Source organism: Nocardioides sp. TF02-7 (assembly GCF_022437945.1).
GTDB lineage: Bacteria > Actinomycetota > Actinomycetes > Propionibacteriales > Nocardioidaceae > Nocardioides.
The window spans coordinates 1,475,747-1,491,517 of record NZ_CP092535.1 but is presented as its reverse complement, the minus strand read 5'-3'; the positions used below and the strand labels follow the sequence as shown (position 1 = coordinate 1,491,517).

7 protein-coding genes, 2 tRNA genes, 1 other RNA gene and 9 pseudogenes are annotated in these 15,771 nt (G+C 72.7%); 10 read left to right on the top strand and 9 right to left on the bottom strand.

Annotated elements, in window-relative coordinates; translation table 11 throughout:
• The first annotated feature begins 251 nt into the window (after positions 1–251).
• On the top strand, positions 252–725 hold the full coding sequence (locus MF408_RS07585; protein ID WP_240250876.1) for a hypothetical protein: 474 nt from the start codon (positions 252–254) through the stop codon (positions 723–725).
• Positions 726–856: 131 nt separating this feature from the next.
• On the opposite strand, the gene MF408_RS07580 is transcribed toward MF408_RS07585, so the two are convergent.
• Positions 857–941: transfer RNA gene (locus MF408_RS07580), tRNA-Ser, on the bottom strand.
• Between the two features lie 69 nt (positions 942–1,010).
• On the opposite strand from MF408_RS07580, the gene ffs reads away from it, so the two are divergent.
• The 7 genes and pseudogenes from ffs (at position 1,011) to MF408_RS07545 (ending at position 7,736) form a co-directional block, all read left to right on the top strand.
• Positions 1,011–1,102, top strand: an RNA gene (ffs, locus tag MF408_RS07575) — signal recognition particle sRNA small type.
• Positions 1,103–1,547: 445 nt separating this feature from the next.
• Positions 1,548–3,315, top strand: a pseudogene (locus MF408_RS07570) (DNA polymerase III subunit gamma and tau); the annotation flags it as partial.
• A 355-nt stretch (positions 3,316–3,670) separates the two neighbouring features.
• The gene (locus MF408_RS07565; protein WP_240250874.1) at positions 3,671–4,075 is read left to right on the top strand and encodes a YbaB/EbfC family nucleoid-associated protein; all 405 of its coding nucleotides are present in this window, start codon (positions 3,671–3,673) and stop codon (positions 4,073–4,075) included.
• Positions 4,076–4,084: 9 nt separating this feature from the next.
• Positions 4,085–4,654, top strand: a pseudogene (recR, locus tag MF408_RS07560) (recombination mediator RecR); the annotation flags it as partial.
• On the top strand, positions 4,655–5,299 hold the full coding sequence (locus MF408_RS07555) for a DUF5063 domain-containing protein (RefSeq protein ID WP_240251730.1): 645 nt from the start codon (positions 4,655–4,657) through the stop codon (positions 5,297–5,299).
• A 65-nt stretch (positions 5,300–5,364) separates the two neighbouring features.
• Positions 5,365–6,649, top strand: a pseudogene (locus MF408_RS07550) (aspartate kinase).
• A 48-nt stretch (positions 6,650–6,697) separates the two neighbouring features.
• A pseudogene (locus tag MF408_RS07545) lies at positions 6,698–7,736 on the top strand (aspartate-semialdehyde dehydrogenase).
• A 333-nt stretch (positions 7,737–8,069) separates the two neighbouring features.
• Here the strand turns inward: MF408_RS07545 and MF408_RS07540 are convergent.
• From MF408_RS07540 to MF408_RS07530, 3 genes are all read right to left on the bottom strand, one after another.
• Positions 8,070–8,960 (bottom strand): hypothetical protein, encoded by an 891-nt coding sequence (locus tag MF408_RS07540; RefSeq protein WP_240250873.1) that lies wholly within the window; start codon positions 8,958–8,960, stop codon positions 8,070–8,072.
• 80 nt (positions 8,961–9,040) lie between these two features.
• Positions 9,041–9,114: transfer RNA gene (locus tag MF408_RS07535), tRNA-Pro, on the bottom strand.
• Positions 9,115–9,223: 109 nt separating this feature from the next.
• Positions 9,224–10,186 (bottom strand): metallophosphoesterase, encoded by a 963-nt coding sequence (locus MF408_RS07530; protein WP_240250872.1) that lies wholly within the window; start codon positions 10,184–10,186, stop codon positions 9,224–9,226.
• Between the two features lie 26 nt (positions 10,187–10,212).
• Between MF408_RS07530 and MF408_RS07525 the strand changes: the two are divergent.
• Positions 10,213–10,557, top strand: a pseudogene (locus tag MF408_RS07525) (GatB/YqeY domain-containing protein); the annotation flags it as partial.
• Positions 10,558–10,734: 177 nt separating this feature from the next.
• On the opposite strand, the gene MF408_RS07520 reads toward MF408_RS07525, so the two are convergent.
• From MF408_RS07520 to MF408_RS25130, 3 genes and pseudogenes are all read right to left on the bottom strand, one after another.
• Entirely contained in the window at positions 10,735–10,956 is a 222-nt protein-coding gene (locus MF408_RS07520) for a PASTA domain-containing protein (protein WP_240251728.1), read from the bottom strand.
• A gap of 295 nt (positions 10,957–11,251) precedes the next feature.
• Positions 11,252–12,727: pseudogene (locus MF408_RS07515) on the bottom strand (transglycosylase domain-containing protein); the annotation flags it as partial.
• Positions 12,681–13,013: pseudogene (locus MF408_RS25130) on the bottom strand (transglycosylase domain-containing protein); the annotation flags it as partial. The pseudogenes MF408_RS07515 and MF408_RS25130, both read right to left, overlap by 47 nt.
• 284 nt (positions 13,014–13,297) lie before the next feature.
• On the opposite strand from MF408_RS25130, the gene MF408_RS07510 reads away from it, so the two are divergent.
• Positions 13,298–13,588 (top strand): WhiB family transcriptional regulator, encoded by a 291-nt coding sequence (locus tag MF408_RS07510; protein WP_240250871.1) that lies wholly within the window; start codon positions 13,298–13,300, stop codon positions 13,586–13,588.
• 7 nt (positions 13,589–13,595) lie between these two features.
• Here MF408_RS07510 and MF408_RS07505 read toward each other — a convergent pair.
• Both MF408_RS07505 and MF408_RS26720 read right to left on the bottom strand, forming a co-directional pair.
• Positions 13,596–14,730, bottom strand: a pseudogene (locus MF408_RS07505) (ArsA-related P-loop ATPase).
• A 620-nt stretch (positions 14,731–15,350) separates the two neighbouring features.
• A pseudogene (locus tag MF408_RS26720) lies at positions 15,351–15,740 on the bottom strand (ATPase); the annotation flags it as partial.
• Positions 15,741–15,771 lie beyond the last annotated feature (31 nt).

Here is a 15,771-nt window from a genome sequence, read left to right as displayed (position 1 = left end):
TGCTCGAGAACGCATAGATCTTCGAGTGCATGTTGGCCTTCGGCCCACCGCGGCAGCTGCCGCTGCACTGGATCACATAGCTGCGGTCCGGACCCCACTCCACGTCGCTGCCGAGCGGCTCCCGGATGCTGCGCAGCACCTCCCGACGCGACATCAGCGGCGCCGGCGCCTGCCGCGGAGCGCTCACGTTGCCGCGCAGCGGCGTGTTGCACCGGCCGTGGTGCGGCCCGCGGTCCCCGACCCCGTCGCGGTTGCGGTCGGGCACGTTGTCGGCGTTCAACGCCGTCACCAGCCGCCGGAACGGCTTCGACACCACGTCGGCGTCGATGATCACCCGCACCGACACCCCGCGCCGGCACGCCGCGATCAGGGCGTCCGCGCTCTGCTTCCGGTCGAACAGGTACGCCGCCACCAGCAGCGTCGGACGCGGGTCCCGGGCCGACGGCCTGATGTTGCGGAACGCCTCCTCCACCTTCGACACGATCCGCGCCGACTCCGCCGCCGAGCCCCACGGCCGCGGCACGTTGAACGTCGCGCCCTCCGGGGGCGACGTACGCCGCCCGGCCGGCCACCCCGGCCGACTGCTGCACCAGCAGCAGCGGCATCAGGACCGCCACGATCACGACCACGACTCGGCGCATCGCTTCCCCACTCCTCGATCTGGTGTTGCGCTGCTGCGCCGCCCGGCAGCACCAGAGGTGCGACCCGGAACAGCGGAACAGTAGGTGAACCGGGCGCACTCGCGTGGCGAAACGGCCAGGAGCGTCCCCCACACCGGGGACCGGCACCAGGAAGACGCACCCGGCCGCCGAGAGGTTGCGGCGGCGCCGGGCTCGCACCCGGCGCCGCCCGCCGGCGGAGGTAGCGGGATTCGAACCCGCGAGGGCGTTAACCCAACCCGCTTTCCAAGCGAGCGCCATAGGCCACTAGGCGATACCTCCGCGGAGGAGGCTACCGGGCAGGCGACCCGCCGATGAAATCGCCTTGGCCGCCATCAACTACAGTGGGGCCAACCCCCGTGCGGCGGCATCTCGCCCAACTCCCCCCAGGGCCGGAAGGCAGCAAGGGTAAGTGAGCTCTGTCGGGTGCACGGGGGCCTGTGCTATTTGCGCTCGCTTCGCTCGCGCGTGCCGGCGCGCCTTCGACGCGCCGCCTTCCCTCCTTCCGCTCGGTCGCTCGTTCCTCGCTCCCTCGCTCCAGTCAGTCCAGGCGGCGCGGGCGCGCCGGCGGCGGTCGGGATGATGTCCTGCTCCGCTCCCGGGCGGCGCGACGCCCGGTGGTCGGGGACCGGCTTCGGCGATCGCTGCGGTTTGGGACCAAACCGTGTGCGGGAGACGCCGGGACCTGCGGATTGGTCACAAACCGCAGCTCCTGGGCGCGGGAAGGTGCGGTTTGGTCCCAAACCGCAGGTGTCGGGGGTCGGAATCTGCGGTTTGGTCCCAAACCGCAGCCCCCGGACCCCGGGGCCGGCGGCGGCGACCGCCGCCGGGTCCCGGCTCGGCTACCGGGCGTCGGAGCCGCTGGTTAGGGTTCACAGCGTGGACTCCCCGCTCGCCCTCTACCGCCGCTACCGGCCCGAGACCTTCGCCGAGGTGATCGGGCAGGAGCACGTCACGGAGCCCCTCCGTGCCGCCCTGGCGGGCAACCGGGTCAACCACGCCTACCTCTTCTCCGGCCCGCGCGGCTGCGGCAAGACGACCAGCGCCCGGATCCTCGCCCGGGCCCTCAACTGCGAGCGGGCACCGGTCGCCGACCCGTGCGGCGAGTGCGAGAGCTGCCGTGACCTGGCGCGCAACGGACCGGGCTCGATCGACGTCATCGAGATCGACGCCGCGTCCCATGGCGGTGTCGACGACGCCCGCGACCTGCGCGAGAAGGCGTTCTTCGCGCCGGTCAAGAGCCGCTACAAGGTCTACATCATCGACGAGGCCCACATGGTCACTACGCAGGGCTTCAACGCCCTGCTCAAGCTCGTCGAGGAGCCGCCCCCCGCACCTGCGGTTCATCTTCGCCACCACCGAGCCCGACAAGGTCATCCCGACCATCCGGTCGCGCACCCACCACTACCCGTTCCGGCTGATCCCGCCGCGGCTGCTCTCCTCCTACCTCTCCGACCTGTGCGAGCGCGAGGGCGTCACCATCGAGCCCGCCGCGCTGCCCCTCGTGGTCCGCGCCGGCGGGGGTCGGCCCGCGACACGCTGTCGGTCCTCGACCAGCTGCTCGGCGGCGCCGGCGCCGGCGGCGTCACCTACGAGCTCGCCGCCGGCCTGCTCGGCTACACCCCCGACACGCTCCTCGACGACGTCGTCGACGCGTTCGCCGCCGGCGACGGCGCGGCCGTCTTCCGGGTCGTCGACAAGGTGATCGAGACCGGCCAGGACCCCCGCCGGTTCACCGAGGACCTCCTCCGCCGGCTGCGCGACCTCGTGATCATCGCCGCCGTCCCCGACGCGCCCGCCACCGGGCTGATCGACGTCGCCGACGACCAGGGCGAGCGGCTGGTCGCCCAGGCCGCCCGGTTCGGCCGCGCCGAGCTCACCCGCGCCGCCGACCTGGTCGCCGCCGGGCTCACCGAGATGCGGGGCGCCACCGCCCCGCGGCTGCTGCTCGAGCTGATCTGCGCCCGGGTCCTCCTCCCGTCGGCCGACCACGGCACCGACGGCCTGCTCGCCCGCCTCGAGCGGCTCGAGCGCCGGATGTCCATCGCCGCCACGCCCGCCCCCCGCCCCGGCTGGCCCGGCCACACCTGCCCCCGCTGCCCCCGCACCCGCTGCACCGGCCGACCCGCCGCCAGCGGCCCCCGCACCCCCGGCCGCCCCCGCACCCCCGGTCGCGGAGCCGCCGGCCGAGCCGGCCCGGCCGGAGCGGATCTCCTCGACACCGCCCGGCCTCGACCGGCCCGAGCCGCAGCCCGCCCCGCCGACGCCCGAGCCGGCCGCCGAGCGACCCGAGCCCGAGCCGGCGCGACCGGAGCCGCCCGCGGCCCAACCCGCCGCTCCACCGCCGGCCCAGCCCGCGGCCCAGTCCGCGGCCCAGCCCGCGGAACAGCCGGCCCCCACCCCGACCCCGGCCCCGCCGGCGGTCAGCGGCGGCCTGACATTGGTCGACGTACGCCGCCTCTGGCCCGACGTGATCGCCGCCACCCAGCGCAAGCGGCGCGTGACCTGGATCCACCTCACCCAGAACTCCCAGGTCGTCGGGTTCGACGGCGCCACGCTGACGCTCGGGTTCAACAACGCCGGTGCCCGCGGCAGCTTCGACAGCGGCAGCGTCGACGTGGTCCGCGACGCGATCCGCGAGGTGGTCGGTGCCGACTGGCGGATCGAGACGATCCTCGACCCGGGGGCCGACGCCTCGGTGCCGCCGCCCGCGCGCCCCCAGGACGCCCCGCCCGCCGCACCGGCCTCCTCCGCGGCACCCGACTGGGCCGCGCGCGAGCCCACGACGCCCGACCCGCCCGAGCCGGAGCCGACGCCCCGCCGGCCCCGGGTGGCCGACGTCGCCCCGGATACCCGGCCCGCGCACGACCCGGACGCCGCGGTCGACCCCGACGACGCCGACGTCGACGCCGAGTCCGGCGCCGACCTCCTGGCGCGCGAGCTCGGCGCCCAGGTGATCGAGGAGATCCCGCACCAGTGACGCCCCACCCCGCCCGACGAAAGGCAACCCCATGAGCCAGAACCCGTTCGACGCCCTCGGCGGCGGTGGTCTCGACCTCAACGCGCTGATGGAGCAGGCCCAGCGCATGCAGGAGCAGCTCGCGGCCGCGCAGCAGCAGCTCGCCGACGCCACCGTCGAGGGATCGGTGGCCGGCGGCGCCGTGACGGTGACCGTCAACGGCACCGGCGAGCTCACCGGTGTGACCATCAAGCCGGAGGCCGTCGACACCGACGCCCTCGACGACACGCTCGCCGACCTCGGCGACCTGGTGGTCGCCGCCTATCGCGACGCCCGTGCCAAGGCCGACCAGATGGCGGGGGACGCGCTCGGTCCGCTCGCCGGCGGGATCCCCGGTCTGCCGGGCGCCGGCCCCGGCGCCGACCCGGGGTCCGCCCCGGGCAAGCTCGGCTTCTAGGCGCGCGCCGTGTACGAGGGCGTCGTCCAGGACCTCATCGACGAGCTCGGCCGGCTGCCGGGCGTCGGGCCGAAGAGCGCGCAGCGGATCGCCTTCCACCTGCTCCAGGCCGACCCGACCGACGTCAAGCGCCTCGCCGACGTGCTGGTCGAGGTCAAGGCCAAGGTGAAGTTCTGCAACACCTGCTTCAACGTCGCCGAGGACGACCAGTGCCGGATCTGCCGCGACCCGCGCCGCGACCCCACGGTGCTGTGCGTCGTCGAGGAGTACAAAGACGTCGTCGCGATCGAGCGCACCCGTGAGTTCCGCGGGCGCTACCACGTGCTCGGCGGCGCCATCTCGCCGATCGACGGCATCGGCCCCGAGCAGCTGCACATCAAGGAGCTGCTCACCCGGCTCGGCGACGGCGCGGTCACCGAGGTGATCCTGGCGACCGACCCCAACCTGGAGGGCGAGGCGACGGCGACGTACCTCACCCGGATGCTCGGGCCGCTGGGGTTGCGCGTGACGCGGTTGGCGAGTGGACTTCCGGTGGGCGGCGACCTCGAGTACGCCGACGAGGTCACTCTCGGGCGAGCTTTGCAGGAAGGCGGGCAGCGACATGAGCGATCCCCTCCCGGGCCAGGAGGCGCTGGGCTCCCTCCTCGCCGTCGAGAGCGAGACCGTGCGGTTCGCCGAGGAGGTCGCGACATCGGTGCGCAACTTCCTCGACTCGCTGCGGGTGATCGCCGAGCAGGCGACCCCGGCCAGGCGGTCACGCTGCTGCTGCTCCAGATCAGCGAGATCTCGCTCGTCGGCGCCCGGCTGGGCGTGCAGCGCGACTTCGCCCCCCGGGAGAAGTACCAGCCCGACGTCGGCCCCGACGCCGACCTCGACAGCCTGCGGCTGCGGCTGGCCGGCCTGCTCGGCAACGTCGACACGATGAGCTATGTCTTCGACCCGTACCAGCCGGAGGTGGTCGAGAGCCAGCTCTCCGACGACGTCGCCGGCATCGCCAGCGACCTCGAGCTCGGCCTGCGCCACTACCGCTCCGGCGACGTCGAGGAGGCGCTGTGGTGGTGGCAGTTCTCCTACGTCTCCTCCTGGGGGACGCTCGCGGGCGCCGCGATGAAGGCGCTGTTGTCCGTCGTGGCCCACGACCGGCTCGACGTCGAGATCGAGTCCGAGCACGACCAGATCGAGGCGGCGGCCGCGGCCTTGGACGGCGGCGGGGCGCCCGCCTGATCCTCGATAGAATCGACCGGAGTTCGTTCCTTCCCCCTCCCCGTCGATCCAGGAGTGAGTGCCCCGTGGGCATTGTCGTGCAGAAGTACGGCGGCTCGTCGTTGGCCGACGCCGACGCGATCAAGCGCGTCGCGCGCCGGATCGCCGAGGCCAAGAAGGCCGGCCACGACGTCGTCGTCGCCGTCTCCGCGATGGGGGACAGCACCGACGAGCTGCTCGACCTCGCCGCCGAGGTGAGCCCGCTGCCGCCGGCGCGCGAGCTCGACATGCTGCTGACGGCGGGCGAGCGGATCTCGATGGCGCTGGTCGCGATGGCGATCTCCGACCTCGGGCTCACCGCCCGGTCCTTCACCGGCTCCCAGGCCGGCGTGATCACCGACTCGGTGCACGGGAAGGCCAAGATCATCGACGTGACCCCGGGCCGGATCAGCGAGGCGATCGCCGACGGTCACATCGTGATCGTCGCCGGCTTCCAGGGCGTCAGCCAGGACACCAAGGAGATCACCACGCTCGGCCGCGGCGGCACCGACACGACCGCGGTGGCCCCTGGCGGCGGCGCTCGCCGCCGACGTGTGCGAGATCTACACCGACGTCGACGGCGTCTTCACCGCCGACCCGCGGATCGTGCCGAGCGCCCGCAAGCTCGACACGGTCACCTTCGAGGAGATGCTCGAGCTGGCCGCCTCGGGTGCGAAGGTGCTGCACCTCCGGTCGGTGGAGTACGCCCGCCGCCACAACATCCCGATCCACGTGCGGTCGTCCTTCAGCCAGCTGGAGGGCACGATCGTGACGGGGAGCATCAACGACGACGACAGGGACGACAGCAACATGGAAGCTCCGATCATCGCCGGCGTCGCCCACGACCGCAGCGAGGCCAAGATCACCGTGGTCGGCGTACCGGACAAGGTCGGCGAGGCCGCCCGGATCTTCGACGCGCTCGCGCAGACCCAGATCAACCTCGACATGATCGTCCAGAACGTCTCGGCCGCGGCCACCAACCTCACCGACATCTCGTTCACGCTGCCGCGCACCGACGGGCAGGCGGCCATGACGGCGCTCGACGACCTGCAGTCGGAGATCGGGTTCGAGTCGCTGCTCTACGACGACCAGGTCGGCAAGGTGTCGCTGATCGGCGCCGGGATGCGCTCCCACCCGGGCATCACCGCGAAGTTCTTCACCGCGCTCGCCCAGGCGGGCGTCAACATCGAGATGATCTCCACCTCCGAGATCCGGATCTCGGTGGTCGTCAGCGAGGACGACGTCGACGCCGCTGTCACCGCCGCCCACTCGGCGTTCGACCTCGACGCCGACGAGGTCGAGGCCGTCGTCTACGGCGGCTCCGGGCGCTAGACCGAAATCGTTCGCGCCCGCGAGGGGCGCTCCGGAAGGATCCACTTCATGAAGATCGGAATCGTCGGCGCGACCGGCCAGGTCGGCGTCGCCATGCGCCAGATCCTGCTCGAGCGGGCGTTCCCCGCCGAGGAGGTGCGGTTCTTCGCCTCCGCGCGCAGCGCCGGCACGGTGCTGCCGTTCGGCGACCGCGAGATCGTGGTCGAGGACGCCGCGACCGCCGACCCGTCGGGACTCGACGTCGCGCTGTTCTCCGCCGGTGCCACCACCTCCCGGGCGCTGGCGCCCGCGTTCGCCGACGCCGGCGTGATCGTGGTCGACAACTCCTCGGCGTTCCGCAAGGACCCCGCGATCCCGCTCGTCGTCTCCGAGGTCAACCCCGACGCGGCGCGGCCGGTCATCGAGGCGGGCCGGGGGATCATCGCCAATCCCAACTGCACCACGATGGCCGCGATGCCGGTGCTCAAGCCGCTGCACGACGAGGCCGGGCTGGTGCGCCTGATCGCGTCGACGTACCAGGCCGTCTCGGGCTCCGGTGTCGCCGGTGTGGAGGAGCTCGCCGGCCAGGTCGCGGCGGCCGGCGACAAGGCGCGTGAGCTTGCCTACGACGGTGAGGCGGTCAGCTTCCCGGAGCCGGTGAAGTACGCCCGCACCATCGCCTACAACGTGCTGCCGATGGCCGGCTCGATCGTCGACGACGGCCTCGAGGAGACCGACGAGGAGCAGAAGCTGCGCAACGAGTCGCGCAAGATCCTCGGCATCCCCGACCTGCGGGTGTCCGGGCTCTGCGTCCGGGTGCCGAGTTTTCACCGGTCACTCGCTGGCGATCAACGCCGAGTTCGAGCGGCCGATGCCGGTGCAGCGCGCTCGCGAGCTGCTCGGCGCGGCCCCCGGTGTCGAGCTCGCCGACATCCCGAACCCGCTGCAGGCGGCCGGCAAGGACCCGTCGTACGTCGGCCGGCTCCGCCAGGACCCCGGCGTCGACGACGACCGCGGCCTGGCACTGTTCGTGTCCAACGACAACCTCCGCAAGGGCGCCGCCCTCAACACCGTCCAGATCGCCGAGCTGGTCCTCGCCACCCGCTGACACCTACCCCTCTCCCCGCGGCCTCTGGTCGAATCGGGTGTCGTGGTGTGTTGAATCGGCCCTCGTGGTGCGTCGAATCGGCCCTCGTGGTGCGTCGAATCGTCCCTCGTGGTCGGTCGAGTCCGGCATCGTGGTGACGGGTGAAACCACGACGCCCGACTCGAGGCGCCACGACACCCGATTCGACCAGCCACGACACCCGATTCGACCAGCCACAAGGCCCGACTCGAGGCGCCACGAGGCCCGATTCGACCAGCCACGAGGCCCGATTCGGCCAACCACGAGGCCCGATTCGACGGACCACGAGGGCCGATTCGACCGGGTGGCGGAGGGTCAGGTGTCGGCGGGGTCGACGAAGGTCTTGGTGATCCAGACCGAGGCGAGGTAGGCCGCGACGGCGAGCAGGGGGACGACGAGCAGCATCGACCAGTGGTCGAGGACGTCGATCAGGAACAGCAGGGCCACGACCGCGACGAGGGCGACCGCCATGAAGCTGGTGCTGCCGGGGTCGGGGATCAGGAACGCCTTGAGGAGGCTGCTGCCCAGCAGCACGCAGACCACGAAGATCGCGATCAGCAGCGGGATGCCCGTCCCGCCACCACAGCTGGAGGTGTCGCGCACCGCCTCGCAGCCGCGCAGGGTCAACCAGGTGAGCACCACCGCGGCGATCCCGACGACGGCGCCGGTGACGGCCGCTGCCCGGTAGGTCGTCAGCAGCGGCTCCTCCGGCTCGGCGGCCGCAGCAGCGATCTCGGCGTCCTCGAGGTCTGCCGTCGTCACCGGCTCGGGCTCGATCTCCGGGACCGGCCGCACCGGCCGGGGCGCGCGGCCCGGCCTGGCCGGACCACGAACCGGCCGACGAACCGGCCGGCGCGGGCGGGAGGCCGCGGGAGCCGGCTCGTCCACCGGAGCCTCCGCCAAGGCTTCCTCCGCCACGGTGACCTCGGTCCCGCTGTCCGCCGCGTCCGTCCCCGGCGCCGCCTCGGCCTCGACGACCTCGGCGGCCTCGACCTCGACGGCCTCGACCTCCACGGCCTCGACCTCGGCCACCTCGACCTGATCGCCCTCGGCCTCCGCAGCGGCAGGAGCCGGCCGCGCCGCGGGGCGGCGCCGCGCCGGCGGCGTCGACTTCTTCGCCGCCGTGGGAGCGTCCGACTTCTTCTTCCGCCCGAACAGCTTGGGCGGCTCCAAGCTGACCTTCAGCTTGTCCTGCTCGTCAGACATGACGAGCAGTGTGTCACGGCAGGCGTCCACCAGCCCGAAAGCACGGCAGGCGGACCCTCTCGGATCCGCCTGCCGGTCGGTCGGGCTGACAGGATTTGAACCTGCGGCCTCCTCGTCCCGAACGAGGCGCGCTACCAAGCTGCGCCACAGCCCGCCGTGCTCGTCCTGCCCGGGAATTTCCTCGCCCCAGGCAGGGCCGCTCACCAGCAGGGGAGCATACCGGAGGCCACCGGACGGGCCCCAATCGGGCTCATCGGGAGGGCTCAGCGCGACGGGCCGGGCAGCAGCGTCAGCAGCGTCGCCTCGGGGCGGCAGGCGACGCGCACCCGCATGTAGGGACTCGTCCCGAGCCCGGCGGAGACCTCGAGCCACGCGGAGCCGGGGTCGCCGGGCCGGGAGCGCGCGGGGTGGCGGTGCAGTCCGCGCGCGCGGGCCGGGTCGAGGTCGCAGTTGGTGGTCAGCGCGAGGCTGGCGCGGCCCGGTCGGGGCACCCGCACCTGACCGCCGTGGGTGTGGCCGGCGATGATCGCGTCGTAGCCGTCGGCCGCGAACCGGTCGAGGACCCGCAGGTACGGCGCGTGGGTCACGGCGAGCCGCACGTCGGCGTCCGCGTCGGCGGGGCCGGCGACGGCGTCGAGGTCGTCGTAGCCGAGGTGCGGGTCGTCGACGCCGGCGAACGAGATCCGGGTCTCACCGACGACCAGCGAGTCGCGTCGGTTGGTGAGGTCGCGCCACCCGGCGCCGGTGAACGCGTCGGTGAGCTCGCCCCACGGCAGCTGCGGCACGTTGGTCCGTCGCTTGCCGCGGTCGGGGAGGAGGTAGGCGAACGGGTTGCGGAAGCCCGGCTCGTAGTAGTCGTTGGAGCCGTGGACGAACACCCCGGGCCGGTCGAGCAGCCCGCCGAGGCTGTCGACGACCACCGGCACCGCCTGCCGGTGGGCGAGGTTGTCGCCGGTGTCGATCACCAGGTCGGGCTCGAGCGCCGCGAGGTCGCGCAGCCAGTCCTGCTTGCGACCCTGGCCGGGCGTCATGTGGACGTCGGTGAGGTGCAGCACCCGCAGCGGCCGCATCCCGGCGGGCAGCAGCCGGAGGTCGTACTTCCGCAACGTGTACTGCCTCGCCTCCCAGACGCCGTACGCCGTCACCGCCGCGCCCGCTGCGGCCGCGCCGAGGGCGGGCCCGAGGAGGCGGCTCAGCAGACGTCGTGGAACGGGTGGGGGCGGCACGTGGCAAGGCTGCCACACTGGTCGGCATGAACTCGCTGAAGGACCGGCTGCGCACCGACCTCACCGCCGCCATGAAGGCCCGCGACGAGGTGCGGTCCTCGACCCTCCGGATGATCCTGACCGCGGTCACCAACGCCGAGGTGGCCGGCAAGGAGGCCAAGCAGCTCAGCGACGACGAGATGGTCGGCGTGCTCGCGACCGAGGCCAAGAAGCGCCGTGAGGCGGCGGTGGCGTTCGAGGAGGGCGGCCGTCCGCAGAGCGCGGCCAAGGAGCGGGCGGAGGCGGCGGTGATCGCGGAGTACCTGCCGCAGCAGCTCACCCCCGAGGAGATCGCCGCGGTCGTCTCGGAGGCCGTGGCCGAGGTCGGCGCGGCGGGTGCCGGGCCGAAGGCGATGGGCCGGGTGATGGGGGCTCGTGCAGCCGCGGGTCAAGGGACGGGCCGACGGCGCCGCCGTCGCCGCGGAGGTACGCCGCCAGCTGGGCTGACCGGTTCAGCCGACCGGCCGGACCCGCCCGCCCGGCCGACCTGCCCGGCCGGCCGCGCCGGGTCAGCCCCGGCCGCCGCGCCCGTTGTTGCCGTTGTTGCCCCGGTTGCCGCGACCGCCGCGGTTGCGGTCGGGGTCGCGGCCGGTGGAGACGTAGATGACGACCTCGTCGCCCGCGCCCCAGTTGGTGCCGCTGCCCGGCGAGCTGTAGGCGACCAGCCCGGAGTCGACCTCGGAGTCGACCGACCCGCCGTTGACCACCTCGAAGCCCTGGTCCTCGAGCATCCGGGTGGCGTTCTCGACGGAGTAGCCGGAGACGGACGGCACCGGGTTGAGCACTCCGGCGACGTCGGTCGTCGACGGCGGCACGAAGCTCTCGTCGGGCAGGGAGGGCGCGATCGCCTTGAATGCGTCGCCCCCAGATCGGCGCGGCGGTGCCGGAGCCGGACGTCGACTGGTAGTAGCCGCCGATCAGCTTGCCGTCGAGGGTGTCGGGCTGTCCGGCGTCGTTGACACCGGCGACGGTGGCGGCGCCGGCGAGGTTGGGCGTGTAGCCGGCGAACCACACCGCGGTGTTGTCGCTCGTCGTCCCGGTCTTGCCGGCGGCCTGCTGACCGGGGTACTGCGCGGAGGCGAAGCCGCCGTTGATGACGCCCTCGAGCACGTCGTTGACCGCGTCGGCGACCGCGCTCGGCAGCTCCTGGGTGCAGTCGGGCTCGTACTTCTTCAGGAGGTTGCCCTGGTTGTCCTCGATCTGCGTGACCGGCCGGGAGTCGCAGTGCTTGCCGCGGGCGGCGAAGCTGGCGTAGGCCTCCGCCATCTCCAGCGGGCTGGCGTCGGCGACACCGAGGGCGAAGGACGGCACCATGAACCGGTCGGGGTCGCCGATCCGCACGCCGAGCCGCTCCGCCAGCCGGTAGGGCTCGCAGAGACCGGTGCGCTTGGACAGCTCGATGAAGAAGGTGTTGATCGAGTTCTGGGTGCCGGAGTAGAGGTTCGCCGTGTGCGAGGTGTTGTCGAAGTTCTTGAAGTCCTCGATCTCCGCGCTCTGGTAGTTGCCGTCGCAGGTCCGGAACTCACCGAGGTCGAAGTTGCGGACCGCGGGCGCGTTGATCGTCGTCGTGAGCGGGATGCCCTGGTTGATCGCGGCGGCCAGCACGAAGGTCTTGAACGTCGACCCCGGCTGGAACCCGTTGGCGTTGCCGTACTCCTTGGGCACGGTGTAGTTGAGGAACGTCTGCCCGGGGCCCTTGCCCAGCGAGCGGGACTGCGCGAGCGCCTTGACCTCGCCGGTGCCCGGCTCGACCAGGGCAAGGGCGCCGATGACGCTCTCCTCGGGGAACACCCGGCTCTCGACGGCGTTCTCGGCCGCCTCCTGCATGTCCATGTCGATCGTGGTGGTGACCGTCAGGCCGCCGTTCTCGATCAGCTCCCACCGCTCGCGGGGGGTTGTTGCCGAGGGCGGGGTCCTGCTTGAGCCACCCACGACGTACTCGCAGAAGAACTGGGCGGTGGAGTTGACGCAGCCGCGCTTCTTCTGCTTGACGTCGAGGCCCAGCGGCTTCTTCTTGACCCGCTCGGCGCGCTGCTCGGGGATCACGCTCAGCTCGGCCATCCGGTCGAGCACGACGTTGCGCCGCTCCTTGGACCGCTCGGGGTTCTCGGTCGGGTCGAAGGCGCCCGGGCTCTGCACCATCCCGGCGAGCATCGCCGACTGCCGCAGGTCGAGGTCCTTGGCGTTGACGTCGAAGAAGTGCTGCGCCGCGGCCTGGATGCCGTAGGCGCCGTCGCCGAAGTAGGCGGTGTTGAGGTATCGCTCGAGGATCCAGTCCTTGGAGTGCTTCTTCTCCAGGGCGATCGCGTAGCGCAGCTCGCGCAGCTTGCGCGCATAGCTGTCGTCGGTCGCCTCCTTGATCAGCTCCTTGTCGCCCTTGGCCTGGGTGATCAGGGGTGAGCTTGACCAGCTGCTGGGTGATCGACGAGCCGCCCTGCACGACGTCGTCGGCGGCCTGGTTGGTGAACAGCGCCCGGAGCGTGCCCCGCACGTCGAGCGCACCGTGCTCGTAGAAGCGGTAGTCCTCGATCGCGACGATCGCCTTGACCATGATCCGCGAGATCTGGCGCAGCGGGACGATGACGCGGTTCTCGTCGTAGATCGTCGCGATCGTGTCGCCGTCGCGGTCCTTGATCTCGGTGCGCTGGGGAAGCAGCTCGGTCTCGAGCTCCTGCGGCAGGTCGTCGATCGACTCCGAGACGTTGCGCGCGGTGAGGCCGACGACGCCGGCGAACGGGATCGCCAGCCCGGAGACCACCACGCCGAGCACGACGGAGACGAGCAGCATCACGCCGAGGTGGGAGGCGACCTTCTTGGCGGGGAGGGCGTCGGTCCTGGAGCGGGCCATGGCGACCAGAGTACGGGAGCGCGCCGACGGCCTCCGATTCCACGGAGCGGGCGCGCGGCCGCCGTACGGCCGACCCGCGGCCCCCCGGTTAGTCAGAAGTGACTAGACAGGTTGCGCCCAAGGAGGGATGTACCGGACCAGACCAGTGCTTTACGTTTCTACTACGAGGTGGACGTGCAGCGCTGTGGGGGCGCTGCCCATCTCCGATCGATGGGGACAACGTCATGTGGGTTGAGGACTGGGCTCTTCGCGCGGCTTGCCGCGACGAGCAGCCGGACGAGCTGTTCGTCCGCGGCGCCGAGCAGAACAAGGCCAAGCTGGTGTGCTCGGGGTGCCCGGTGCGCACCGAGTGCCTGGCCGAGGCGCTCGACAACCAGATCGAGTGGGGCGTCTGGGGCGGGATGACCGAGCGCGAGCGCCGGGCGCTGCTGCGCCGGAAGCCGCACGCCTCGTGGCGCAAGGTGCTGGAGTCGGCGCGCGACCGCGAGCTGGCCAAGGTGGACGCCGAGGTCTGACCCGGCGTCAGCCGCCCGACCCGAGCAGGTCGCCGATCCGGCGCAGCCCGTCGAGGTCGTGCACGTCGCCGGCGAGCGCCGGCACCACGGCGGTCGGCACCTGGGGGTGCGCCGCCGCGAACCGCTCCCGGAGCGCGCGCTCGCGCTCCACCGTGCGGACCTGGTCGGCGTGCAGGCGCAGCAGCCCGGCCGTCACCGAGCCCGGGGACTCCCGGCGCAACCGGCCGGCACCGGCCAGGGCCTCCTCCGCCGGCAGCCCGCTCTCCGGCTCCGGGCTGGCGCGGTTGACGACCAGCCCCGCGAGCGGCATGTCGTCCTCGCTCAGCCGCTCGACGAAGTACGCCGCCTCCCCGCAGCGCGTCCGGCTCGGGCGCGGCCACCACGAGGAACGCGGTGCCGTCGGCCTGCAGCAGCGAGTAGGTCTGCTGGGCACGTTGGCGGAACCCGCCGAAGACGGTGTCGAGCGCGGCCACGAACGTCTGCAGGTCCGTGAGGAACTGCGCTCCCAGGATCTTGTTCAGCGCGCCGGTGATCAGCCCGAGCCCGGCGCTCATCAGCCGCGCCGGCCCGCGGGCCGGCGTCAGCAGCAGCCGCACGAACCGACCGTCGAGGAAGCTCGAGAGCCGCTCCGGCGCGTCGAGGAAGTCGAGCGCCGACCGGGACGGCGGGGTGTCGACGACGATCAGGTCGTAGTCGCCGGAGCGCCAGTCGCCGGTGGTCGATCGGTCGCGGTCGCCCACCACGTGCTCGCGGTGGAGCTGCCCCAGCTTCTCCATCGCCATGTACTCCTGCGTGCCGGCGAACGAGCTGGAGAGCGCGACGTAGAACGGGTTGGCCAGGATCTGCCGGGCCTTCTCCGGGCTGGCCTGCGACTCGACCACCTCGTCGAAGGTGCGCTTCATGTCGAGCATCATCGCCTCGAGCCGGCCCTCGCCGCGGACCCCGGCGACGGGCCGCGGGGTGTTGTCGAGCTCGGCGATCCCCATCGACTGCGCGAGGCGGCGCGCCGGGTCGATCGTGAGCACGACCACGCGTCGCCCCTGCTCGGCGGCCCGCAGGGCGAGCGCGGCCGCGGTGGTCGTCTTGCCGACACCGCCCGAGCCGCAGCACACGATGATCTCGGTGGCCCGGTCGGCCAGCAGCGCGTCGACGTCGAGCGGCCCGGCCCGCCGGGCGCTCGGGCTGGTCGGACCGACCCGCGTGGTGCTCCCCCGCCATCTACGCCATCCCCTGCTCCCGCAACAGCCCGGCGAGCTCGTAGAGCCCTCCGAGGTCGACGCCGCCGGCCAGCCGCGGCAGCTCGTACGTCGGCCGGCCGAGGTCGGCGACGACCCGGCGCTGCTCGTCCTCCAGCGCCCGTCGCTCGGCGTGGTCGCGCGCCTCCCGCAGCAGCGCGTCGACCAGCGCCGGCGACACCTCCAGCCCGGCCGTCCCGAGGTCGGCCTCGATCCGGCCCCGGTCGAGGGTTCCGGCCCGGGCGGCGGCGAGGTCGTCGGCCGACAGGTCGCGGGGCCGCACCTGGTTGACCACCACCCCGCCGACCGGGAGGCCCCTGCGCCTGCAGCTCAGCGATGCCGTCCTTGGTCTCCTGGACCGGCATCTCCTCCAGCAGCGTCACCAGGTGCACCGCGGTCCGCGGCGAGCGGAACAGCGTCATCATCGTGTCGGACTGGGTCTTGACCGGTCCGACCTTGGCCAGGCCACCGACCTCGCCGCCGACGTTGAGGAACTGCGCGATCCGGCCGGTCGGCGGCGCGTCGAGCACGACGGCGTCGTAGCGGATCGCGCCCTTGTTGCGGCTGTTGCGCTGCACGGCCTCGTAGACCTTGCCGCTGAGCAGCACGTCGCGGACACCGGGAGCGATCGTCGTCGCGAACTCGACCACCCCGAACCGGTCGAGCGCCTTGCCGGCGCGGCCGAGCCGGTAGTACATGGCGAGGTACTCCAGCAGCGCCGACTCCGCGTCGATGTGGAGGGCGTGCACCCGTCCGCGGCCGCCGTCGGCGTCGGGCAGGCCGGTGGTGAGCCGCCGCTCCTCGTAGGGCAGCGGGTCGACGTCGAACATCCGGGCGATGCCCTGGCGGCCCTCGACCTCGCACAGGAGGACGTCGCAGCCGCGGCGGGCGAGCGCCAGGGCGAGCGCCGAGGCCACGGTCGACTTGCCGGTGCCACCCTTGCCGGTG